Genomic DNA, 6,604 nt, shown 5'->3' with positions numbered 1-6,604 from the left:
GACGAGGTGCTGGTCTGCGACACCATCTACAAACCCACCCGCCGGTTCTGCGACCGTGTGCTGGCCCGCTTCGGCGTGACGGTGCGCTTCTACGATCCTCGCCAGTCGCCGCAGGCGCTGGTCGGCGAAGCCGGCCCCGCTGTGCGGATGATCGTGCTGGAATCGCCAGGTTCGCTGACCTTCGAGATGCAGGACGTGCCGGCCATCGCCGCGCTCGCCCGGGCGCGGGGCATCTTGACGCTGGCCGACAACACCTGGGCGGCCGGCTATCTGTTCAAGCCGCTTGAGCACGGCGTGGACATCAGCGCCCAGGCGCTGACCAAGTACGTCGGCGGTCACTCCGACGTGTTCATGGGCTCGGCCGCGACGCGCGACAAAGGCCTGCTACACGCGCTGGAGGCCGGCATCATCCATCTGGGCTGGTCGGTGTCGCCCGACGACGCCTACCAGATCCTCCGCGGCCTTCGCACCCTGCCCGTCAGGCTCGCGCGACAGGGCGCCAGCGGCCTCGCCATCGCGCAGTGGCTGGCTGCCCAGCCGCAGGTCGTGCGCCTGCTGCACCCGGCCCTGCCCGGCGACGCGGGCCATGCTGTGTGGAGCCGTGACTACACCGGCGCCTGCGGCCTGTTCGCCGTCGCCCTCACGCCTGGGCCACAAAGCGCGGTGGACGCCTTCCTGGACGCGCTGAAGCTGTTTGGCCTGGGCTTCTCCTGGGGCGGGTTCGAGAGCCTGGCGATCGGCTGCGACCAGCAGCTCCACTGCCGCGATCACCTGCGGGACTACCCCGGCCCCTTGATCCGCCTGCACATCGGCCTGGAGGACCCGGCCGACCTGGTCGCCGACCTCGCCCAGGCGCTGGCGGTCTACGCGAGCCACGCCGGCTGATGGACTGGCTGGACGGCTTCATGGCGGCCGAGCGGCTGCCGGAAGCCTTCCGGGCAAGCGTCCAGGCGATCTGCGTCCCCTTCACCGAGCACATCGCCGCCCTGTCCAAGGCGCGGGGACGCCCGGTGACCGTCGGCCTGTGCGGCAGCCAGGCCAGCGGCAAGTCCACCGTCACCGCCGTCACCGCGCGCCTGCTGGCCCAACAGGGATTGCGTTGCGCCGTGCTGTCGCTGGACGACCTGTGCCTCACCCGCGAGGCTCGTCAGGCCCTGGCCGCCCAAGTGCATCCCCTGCTCGCCACCCGCGGTCCGCCAGGCACCCACGACGTGACCCTGGGCGAGGCGACGCTGGAGGCCTTGCACGCGTCAGGCGAGACTCGTATTCCGCGCTTCGACAAGAGCCGCGACACCCGCCGCGATTCCGCCGAGTGGGAGCCGTTCCACGGCCCCGCCGACGTGATCCTGTTCGAAGGCTGGTGTGTCGGCGCGGTCGCGCAGAAGGCTGACGCCCTGACGACGCCGATCAACGCACTGGAAGCACAGGAGGACGCGGCCGGCGTCTGGCGTGGCTACATCAATGCGGCGCTCGCCGGGCCGTACCAGGCGCTGTTCGGCCGGCTCGACACTCTGGCCTTGCTCCAGGCGCCAGGGTTCGAGACCGTGCTCGCCTGGCGCATCGAGCAGGAAGCGAAGCTGCGCCTGCGCGCGCCACACGCCCCGGGCGTGATGAGCGACGCCCAGATCGCCCGCTTCATCGCCCACTACGAGCGGATCACCCGCCACATCCTGAACGAGATGCCTGGGCGCGCCGACCTCTTGTTCCGGCTGGATGAGCGCCGCAGCCCGATCCCCTGAGCCGGCGCCGCGGGGCTGCGATTAACTCATGCCCCAGTAGTTCTGCGCCACCCAGTGGCTGAACACCTTTCCGCGCCAGGGAAGGTCGCTCTCGAGCGCCGCGTCCCCCTCAACCCAAGGGGCGTTCTCCAGCTTGGCCGCGTCGACCACGTAGCCGCTGAGGTCGGTGTCGTAGTGCAATTCCGACCAGGGTATCGGCGCCAGCCATTGGTTCGCGGCGGACGTACCCTCCTTGGAGATCAGGGCGCTACGGACATGGCCGCTCTGCTTTTCGATCATCAGGTTACGGATCACGCCGACCGTGCGGCCCTCGGCGCTGTAGACGGTCGCGCCCTCGACGCGATGGGCCGAAATCAGGTCATGCTCGGACGGCTTGGGAGCTACGGACATCGGGGTCCCCACGATGCACGGCGGTCCCGGCGGGACCGCTCGACATGCCCCTGGGGAACGGGCGGGAGGCGCGGCCGTTCCCGTGCGCCAGAGGCGCGTGGGCGTTTTCGGCTCAGCGCGATGCGTCAGCCGACTCGAACATGCGGATCTGGTCGGCCCGCGCCTTGTTGAACGCAGGGCGCTCGGTTGCACGCTTCACATAGGCCTCAGTCGCGGGCCGATCACCGAACGCGCGGACGTCGGAAATCCGCAGCACATCGGCCATCAGCAGGTCGGCGATGGTGAAACGACCGGCCGCCAGCCACGTCCGCTCGCTGAGGACTCTCTCCAGGTGGTCGAGGCGCTGTGTCATCCAGCCGGTCAATTTGTTGTCCTGGTCTCCGCTCAGCTTCAGGAACCACCACGGTACGCTGACCATCTCGATCGAGTTGAGCGCGGCGATCGTCCACTGCAGTGTTTCAGCTTCGCCGGCCGGATCACGCGGCATCAGCATCTCACTCTTGCGCGCCAGGTGCAGCAGTCCCGCTCCGCTTTCGAAGATCTCCAGCCCACCGTCATCCAAGAACGGGACCTGGCCGAACGGCTGGCGATCGAGATGATTGGTCTCGCGGCCCTCGAACGGGACCGTGCGGACCTCATAGCCGAGACCCGCTTCCTCGCACGCCCATCGCAGCCTGAGATCGCGCACGAAGCCGCGTGGGCCTTCCGGCACCCAGTCGTAGGTCCAGATGATCAGTCCGCTCATCGCAGCGCGCCTCCTGTATCGCTCCACCGAACTGGCGATCGCCAAGCACTAGCAGCCTCGGTTCGACGTCCGAGACGGGTCGAAAGTCGATCTTAGCGTCGCGCTTCGATAAGTTGGGCTTTCGCACGGGTCAGACCCGCCGACCGGCCGCTTTCCAACAGGGTCTTCAGGTCGCAGAGCACGATGCAAAAGCCCTCGGTCGCATTGAGGGCTGCTTCCACCTGCGCCTGCTGATCCCCCGGAAAGCCTTCGTTGATCACTGTGATTGCAGTTCCGCCGTCAAACGGGGCGAGATCGATCTGCACCGTTCCATCCGACCACCGCCAGGCGATGTGTTCATCGACAACGAGACGGGTCGCCACCGGTCTGGCCGTCGCGCCGTCCACCATGAATCGCCAATCGACGGGCTCGCCGACGCGCAACGGAGCAGACGCCGACGAAAGCCAGAACTTCGCCAGCACCGCCGGGTCGATGAAGGCCCCAAACACCGCCTGCGCCGGCGCCTTGATCAGCATTGTCACCCGCGCCCTGGGTCGCTCGTCATGCGCCATGTCCTGATCCCTCTCCCAGGAAGCCAACGCCCATCGTCGTCACGGCGCGAACGTAAGGGTCCCCTGACGCGCAGGGCAACAGGCGTTCCGGTCTCACCGCATCGCGCCGATCACCGACCGGCCATGTTGGTGACGATGCGCCGCCCCCGATCATGGCGCGCCCGGCAGGGCTCGAACCTGCAACCGCCCGCTTAGAAGGCGGGTGCTCTATCCAGTTGAGCTACGGGCGCTCGGAGACCTCCGCCGGGTAGGGCTTCGAGCGTGGAGGTGCAAGCGAACAATCGCCGCGTCAGGACCGCTAGTGGGTCCAGGGCACCTTGCGGCCAAAGGCGAAGTTGTCGGAGTAGGTCTTGATGATCCGCTTGGGCGTCTTGGCCTGGGCGATCTGGAAGGCGAGCCCGTGGGCCTGGGCGTAGCGGACGGCCTCGTCCTGAGTGTCGAACGCGAGCTGCACCTGGCCGTTCATGTCGGTGCTTTCGGTCCAGCCCATCAGCGGGTCTGATCGTAGCGCCCGCGCCGGCTCGAACTCCAGCACCCAGTCCTTGGTCTTGGCCTTGCCGGACTGCATGGCGGTCTTGGACGGGCGATAGATGCGCGCGAGCATGAGCGGTCCCCTGGGTATTCCCACTACCGGCGCCTTGGTCGGGGCGAGAGGATTCGAACCTCCGACCCTCTGGTCCCAAACCAGATGCGCTACCAGGCTGCGCTACGCCCCGACTGGCCGGCGCCGGCAAGCTGCGTTGCCTATAAGCGTTTTGCCTCCACGGCAAACGCTACGGCGTCACAGCGTCGTCTAAAGGGCGGCGACGCATCATCTTAAACAGTCCGGTGGCGCGGGCCACGTGGCGACCGCCGCACCAGGCGTCGCCCTCGGCGAACACCACGTCGCGGGTTTCCCGCGTCACCCGCCCCTCGCCGATCACCCAGTGGTCAGGGCGCGCCGCGTCCAGATAATCGACGCTGAGGTGCACAGTGACGCCGGCGCGAAGGGTCACCTTCTGCACCGCCTGGGCAAGCACCGTGTCCATGAACGCCGACAACATGCCGCCGTGCACCAGGCCCATGGTGTTGGCGTGCCTCTGCAGCGCGAAGAACGCCTGCTTCGGTGCGACCGGATCCTCCAGGTTCTGGAACATCGGGCCATTGTGCAGCATGAACGGCCCGCGGTTCGGCGCCTCAAGGAAGCCCGCCGGCGGCGCGGGCCGCTGATCCTCGCCGTCGCTCACTTGGGGAAAATCCGGTGGATCACCTGGTCGCCCGGCAGCACGCCGAGCTGGGCCGCGCGTCCACCGGGGATCTCCAGCACGCCCAGGACCACGCCGCCGGCCGGCAAGGGCGTGCGGTCGAGCGGGCGCGCGTTGCGCTGGATCGACAGCACCCGGCCGTCGGCGCGGATGAACACCATGTCGAGCGAGATCAGGGTGTTCTCCATCCAGAACGCCACCGGTTGGGGCGTCTTGAAGTCGAACAGCATGCCGCGGTCGGCCGCCATGGCGGTGCGGCACATCATGCCGCGCTCCCGTTCGCGCGGGCTGTCGGCCACCTCGACCAGGAGCCTGGCGCGTCCCTGGCCGGTGACGATCTCCAGCGGCTCCAGCTTGCCGAGCTGGGGCTGGGGAACGCAGGCCGGCGACTTGGCCAAGGTCGGCATGGCGCAGGCGCCGAGCGCCAGCGCCACGGCGGCACAGGCGATCGAGAGGGAGCGACGGAGGGCTAAGCGCATCATGACCCTGCCTACCGTCTGGAGCGACCATCACGCAACCTAAGCGCCCCCTCCGACCTCCCCCGTTGCGCGGAGGAGCGAAGGGTCAGCTCCTCCCCTGCGAAGCGGGGGAGGTGGCGCGCCCGAAGGGCGTGACGGAGGGGGCGCACGCCGCATAAGCTTCCGAATGCGCGCCCCGAAGCGAACCCACGACAATGCGAAACGCCTGCGCCGCGACATGAGCCTGCCGGAAGTCCTGCTCTGGGCCCGGTTGCGACACCGCCAGCCCGACGTCCCGCGCTGCCGCCGCCAGCATCCTATCGGCCCCTATGTGCTCGACTTCTACTTTTCAGAGCCAAATCTCGCCATCGAGGTCGACGGTTATGCGCACGGGACCGGCGATCGGCCGCAGCGCGATGCGCGCCGTGACGCCTGGCTGCGCGAGCAGGGCGTAAAGTTCATGCGGTACGCGGCGTCGGACGTACTTGAGGACCCGGACGGGATCGCAGCGTCGATCTTGGATGCGGCTCAGGGCGCTTGGGATCCGGATACACCCTGAGCGCCCCCTCCGACCTCGCCTGCGGCGAGGCCACCTCCCCCGTTGCACGGGGGAGGAGCGAAGGGCCAGCTCCTCCCCTGCGAAGCGGGGGAGGTGGCGTTCCCGAAGGGCGTGACGGAGGGGGCGCGCGCCCCTAGGCCATGCCGATCGGTTCGATGTCCGCGACCACCAGGCCTTTCGGGCCGTCGGCGAAGCGCACCATCACGTCGTCGCCCGGCTGCAGGTCGTCCAGGCCGGATCGCCGCAGGGTCTCGATGTGCACGAAGATGTCGCCGGGGGCTGTGTCGCGGACGACGAAACCGTAGCCTTTGGCGCGGTTGAACCACTTGACCTTGGCCCGCTCCAGCGGCCCGTCGGACGACGGCCGGTGAACGGGGCGCGGCTGGTGGAAGCCGCGGTCGGGCCCTTCGCGCTCGCGCCGCAGGCCGTTGGCCTCGGGCGGCTTTCGCTCCAGCGCCGGCGGGGCCGAACTCTCGTCGAGCTCGACGACCTCGGCGACCTGCCAGCCTTTCGGTCGGCGAATCACGTCGCAGATGATTGCGGAGCCTTCGATGCAGCTTTCACGCCCTGAGTTACGCAGGGACGTCACGTGCAGCAGCACGTCCTTGAGATCGGTCATGTCAGGCTCGTCCGGGACGATGAAGCCGTAGCCCTTGCCCGTATCAAACCATTTCACGCGACCCGTGATCCGCACCGCGTCGGCGTGCGAATCCTCCCCGTCTAATTCGTAACCAGCCATTTGCCCCTCGGCCCGGTCTCCATCCCCGATCCCACTCGGAGTTGGGCCAACTATAACAGTGTTCTCGTAACCCGAGACACGTCAATGGGGATTCCGCCGGGGAAGGGCTCCAGGCGAAAGGCTCTCACGCGCCAAATTGGCAGTCCCTAGGGGAGTCGAACCCCTCTCTCCAGGTTGAA

At 68.1% G+C, this 6,604-nt stretch carries 10 protein-coding genes and 2 tRNA genes; 3 read left to right on the top strand and 9 right to left on the bottom strand.

Translation table 11 applies throughout. The features are described from left to right. Window positions 1-885 (top strand): cystathionine beta-lyase (gene metC, locus Q8R27_RS01825; RefSeq protein ID WP_305697405.1); only part of this gene is annotated, 885 nt, incomplete at its 5' end. Continuing rightward, complete coding sequence (locus tag Q8R27_RS01820; RefSeq protein ID WP_305697404.1) at window positions 885-1,739, top strand: kinase; 855 nt, start codon at window positions 885-887, stop codon at window positions 1,737-1,739. The genes metC and Q8R27_RS01820, both read left to right, overlap by 1 nt. Before the next feature lie 21 nt (window positions 1,740-1,760). Here the strand turns inward: Q8R27_RS01820 and Q8R27_RS01815 are convergent, their stop codons facing one another. The 8 genes from Q8R27_RS01815 to Q8R27_RS01780 all read right to left on the bottom strand — a co-directional run bounded on the left by Q8R27_RS01815 (window position 1,761) and on the right by Q8R27_RS01780 (window position 5,148). Further along, on the bottom strand, window positions 1,761-2,129 hold the full coding sequence (locus Q8R27_RS01815; protein WP_305697403.1) for a PRC-barrel domain-containing protein: 369 nt from the start codon (window positions 2,127-2,129) through the stop codon (window positions 1,761-1,763). Between the two features lie 112 nt (window positions 2,130-2,241). Then, complete coding sequence (locus Q8R27_RS01810) at window positions 2,242-2,874, bottom strand: glutathione S-transferase family protein (RefSeq protein WP_305697402.1); 633 nt, start codon at window positions 2,872-2,874, stop codon at window positions 2,242-2,244. A 92-nt stretch (window positions 2,875-2,966) separates the two neighbouring features. After that, window positions 2,967-3,425 (bottom strand): SRPBCC domain-containing protein, encoded by a 459-nt coding sequence (locus tag Q8R27_RS01805; RefSeq protein ID WP_305697401.1) that lies wholly within the window; start codon window positions 3,423-3,425, stop codon window positions 2,967-2,969. Between the two features lie 153 nt (window positions 3,426-3,578). Next, window positions 3,579-3,655: transfer RNA gene (locus Q8R27_RS01800), tRNA-Arg, on the bottom strand. Window positions 3,656-3,723: 68 nt separating this feature from the next. Further along, window positions 3,724-4,029 (bottom strand): ETC complex I subunit, encoded by a 306-nt coding sequence (locus tag Q8R27_RS01795; protein WP_305697400.1) that lies wholly within the window; start codon window positions 4,027-4,029, stop codon window positions 3,724-3,726. Between the two features lie 35 nt (window positions 4,030-4,064). Further along, a tRNA-Pro gene (locus tag Q8R27_RS01790) sits at window positions 4,065-4,141 on the bottom strand. A 57-nt stretch (window positions 4,142-4,198) separates the two neighbouring features. Beyond that, window positions 4,199-4,651, bottom strand: a complete 453-nt coding sequence (locus Q8R27_RS01785; protein WP_305697399.1) for a PaaI family thioesterase — start codon at window positions 4,649-4,651, stop codon at window positions 4,199-4,201. After that, complete coding sequence (locus Q8R27_RS01780) at window positions 4,648-5,148, bottom strand: DUF192 domain-containing protein (RefSeq protein WP_371134632.1); 501 nt, start codon at window positions 5,146-5,148, stop codon at window positions 4,648-4,650. The genes Q8R27_RS01785 and Q8R27_RS01780 overlap by 4 nt, the downstream gene beginning before the upstream one ends. Window positions 5,149-5,314: 166 nt before the next feature. On the opposite strand from Q8R27_RS01780, the gene Q8R27_RS01775 reads away from it, so the two are divergent. Further along, complete coding sequence (locus Q8R27_RS01775; protein ID WP_305697398.1) at window positions 5,315-5,686, top strand: endonuclease domain-containing protein; 372 nt, start codon at window positions 5,315-5,317, stop codon at window positions 5,684-5,686. A 133-nt stretch (window positions 5,687-5,819) separates the two neighbouring features. On the opposite strand, the gene Q8R27_RS01770 is transcribed toward Q8R27_RS01775, so the two are convergent. After that, a complete protein-coding gene (locus Q8R27_RS01770) occupies window positions 5,820-6,425 on the bottom strand; it encodes a cold-shock protein (protein WP_305697397.1) in 606 nt (201 codons plus the stop codon). Between the last annotated feature and the right edge of the window lie 179 nt (window positions 6,426-6,604).

Source organism: Phenylobacterium sp. (assembly GCF_030697305.1).
Lineage (GTDB): Bacteria > Pseudomonadota > Alphaproteobacteria > Caulobacterales > Caulobacteraceae > Phenylobacterium.
This window is presented reverse-complemented; position numbering and strand designations above follow the sequence as displayed.

Bases quoted from the DNA above. Each gene is read 5' to 3' on its own strand.
- Q8R27_RS01815 (WP_305697403.1), bottom strand. From the start codon at position 2,129: ATGTCCGTAGCTCCCAAGCCGTCCGAGCATGACCTGATTTCGGCCCAT.
- Q8R27_RS01810 (WP_305697402.1), bottom strand. From the start codon at position 2,874: ATGAGCGGACTGATCATCTGGACCTACGACTGGGTGCCGGAAGGCCCA.
- Q8R27_RS01805 (WP_305697401.1), bottom strand. From the start codon at position 3,425: ATGGCGCATGACGAGCGACCCAGGGCGCGGGTGACAATGCTGATCAAG.
- Q8R27_RS01775 (WP_305697398.1), top strand. From the start codon at position 5,315: ATGCGCGCCCCGAAGCGAACCCACGACAATGCGAAACGCCTGCGCCGC.
- Q8R27_RS01820 (WP_305697404.1), top strand. From the start codon at position 885: ATGGACTGGCTGGACGGCTTCATGGCGGCCGAGCGGCTGCCGGAAGCC.
- Q8R27_RS01780 (WP_371134632.1), bottom strand. From the start codon at position 5,148: ATGCGCTTAGCCCTCCGTCGCTCCCTCTCGATCGCCTGTGCCGCCGTG.
- Q8R27_RS01795 (WP_305697400.1), bottom strand. From the start codon at position 4,029: ATGCTCGCGCGCATCTATCGCCCGTCCAAGACCGCCATGCAGTCCGGC.
- Q8R27_RS01770 (WP_305697397.1), bottom strand. From the start codon at position 6,425: ATGGCTGGTTACGAATTAGACGGGGAGGATTCGCACGCCGACGCGGTG.